Genomic DNA, 2,385 nt, shown 5'->3' on the forward strand with positions numbered 1-2,385 from the left:
TCGTTGGCGAACCAGATCGCCGAGCCCAGGTGGTCGATGTGCGCGTGCGTCAGCAGGATGGCGCGCACGTCGCCGGCCTCGTAGCCAAGCTGCCGCAGCGAGGCCAGCACGTCCTGCCGATCCCCGGGGTAGCCGGCGTCGATCAGCATGACCCCGGTGTCGTCGGAGACCAGGGTCCAGTTGACGGCCTCGCCCCGGGCGAGGTGAACGGTGTCGGTGACCTGAACAAGGGTCGGGGCCGGTCCCATGCCGCGAGTGTAGGCAGCAGGCCAGGAGCGATCGCAAGCGCGGCGAAGCCGGGCGCAGCGGGTCGCGACCAAGCCAGGAGGAGTAGAAAGAACTGGTGGCCGAACTGAAACTGGGATACAAAGCGTCCGCCGAACAATTCGCACCGCGCGAGCTCGTAGAGCTGGCCGTCGCCGCCGAGGACCACGGCATGGACAGCGCCAGCGTCAGCGACCACTTCCAGCCCTGGCGGCACGAGGGCGGGCACGCCCCGTTCTCGCTGGCCTGGATGACCGCGGTGGGCGAACGCACCCGGCGCATCCAGCTGGGCACCTCGGTGCTCACCCCGACCTTCCGCTATAATCCGGCCGTCATCGCGCAGGCGTTCGCCACCATGGCGTGCCTGTACCCCGGCCGCGTCTTCCTCGGCGTGGGCACCGGGGAGGCGCTCAACGAGATCGCGACCGGGTACTCCGGCGAGTGGCCGGAGTTCAAGGAGCGGTTCGCCCGGCTGCGCGAATCGGTGCGGCTGATGCGCGAGCTGTGGCGTGGCGACCGCGTCGACTTCGACGGCGAGTACTACCGGCTCAAGGGCGCCTCCATCTACGACGTGCCCGAGGGTGGTGTGCCGATCTACGTCGCCGCTGGCGGCCCGGCGGTCGCCAAATACGCCGGACGCGCCGGCGACGGCTTCATCTGCACCTCCGGCAAGGGCGAGGAGCTCTACAAGGACAAGCTGATGCCCGCGGTGGCCGACGGCGCGGCGGCGGCCGGGCGCAACCTCGACGACATCGACAAGATGATCGAGATCAAGATCTCCTACGACACCGATCCCGAGCTGGCGCTGGAGAACACCAGGTTCTGGGCGCCGCTGTCGCTGACCGCCGAGCAGAAGCACAGCATCGACGACCCGATCGAGATGGAGAAGGCCGCCGACGCGCTGCCGATCGAGCAGGTCGCCAAGCGCTGGATCGTTGCCTCGGACCCCGACGAGGCCGTCGAGAAGGTCAAGGACTACGTCGGCTGGGGCCTGAACCACCTGGTGTTCCACGCCCCCGGCCACGACCAGCGCCGCTTCCTGGAGCTGTTCGAGAAGGATCTCGCGCCGCGGCTGCGGCGGCTGGGCTGAAGGCGGGTCGATGGCCGCCGGGTCCACGACAGCGATCTACATCGCCGCGCCCGAGCCGGAGACCGGAAAGTCGACGATCGCGCTCGGGCTGCTGCACGGTTTGACCGCGAGCGTCGCCAAAGTCGGCGTCTTCCGGCCGATCACGCGCCGCAACGAACATCGCGACTACATCCTGGAGCTGCTGCTGGGGCACACCACCGCGGGCCTGTCCTACGAGCAGTGCGTCGGCGTCACCTACCAGCGGCTGCACGCCGACAGCGACGCCGCCATCGCGGACATCGTCGACGCCTACCAGGCGATAGCCCAGGCCTGCGACGTGGTGGTCATCGTGGGCAGCGACTACACCGACGTCACCAGACCCGCGGAGCTCTCGGTCAACGCCCGCATCGCGGTCAACCTCGGCGCACCGGTGCTGCTGGCCGTCAGCGGCAGGGGCCGCACCCCCGACGAGGTCGCCCGCGTCGTCGAGGTCTCGCTGGCCGAACTCTCCGCTCAGCGCGCCCACGCCGCCGCAGTGGTGGCCAACCGGTGTGAGCCGATGGAACTCGCCGCGGTGGCCGAGGCGCTGCAGGCCTTCGCCCAGCGCAGCTACGTGTTGCCCGAGGAACCCCTGCTGTCGGCGCCAACCGTGGCCGAACTCGAGCGCGCCGTGGCCGGGACCCCGGTCAGCGGCGAGGAGTCGCTGCGCGAGCGGGAGGTCACCGCCGTGATGGTCGCCGGGATGACTGCCGACCACGTGCTGGAACGGCTGCGCGACGGCATGGCGGTCATCACCCCCGGCGACCGTTCGGACGTGGTGCTCGCCGTCGCCAGCGCGCATGCCGCCCAAGGTTTTCCGTCGTTGTCGTGCCTGGTGCTCAATGGCGGATTCCCGTTGCATCCCGCCATCGCGGCCCTGGTCGCGGGGCTGCGGCTGCGGCTCCCGATCATCGCCACGGCGCTGGGCACCTACGACGCCGCCAGCGCGGCGGCCTCGGCCCGGGGCCGGGTCACCGCAACCGCCCAACGCAAGATCGACACCGCGCTGCAGT

General features: G+C 70.3%; 3 protein-coding genes. 2 read left to right on the forward strand and 1 reads right to left on the reverse strand.

Annotation, left to right across the window (positions count from 1 at the left end; genetic code table 11):
- Positions 1 to 248: MBL fold metallo-hydrolase (locus tag AC2VOR_RS14120; RefSeq protein ID WP_486963976.1), on the reverse strand; the 248-nt coding region annotated here is incomplete at its 3' end.
- A 95-nt stretch (positions 249 to 343) separates the two neighbouring features.
- On the opposite strand from AC2VOR_RS14120, the gene fgd reads away from it, so the two are divergent.
- On the forward strand, positions 344 to 1,354 hold the full coding sequence (gene fgd, locus AC2VOR_RS14125) for a glucose-6-phosphate dehydrogenase (coenzyme-F420) (protein WP_369740909.1): 1,011 nt from the start codon (positions 344 to 346) through the stop codon (positions 1,352 to 1,354).
- Between the two features lie 10 nt (positions 1,355 to 1,364).
- The coding region (locus AC2VOR_RS14130; protein ID WP_486963977.1) for a phosphotransacetylase family protein at positions 1,365 to 2,385 on the forward strand (1,021 nt) is incomplete at its 3' end.

This window comes from Mycobacterium sp. TH-M103 (assembly GCF_057473785.1).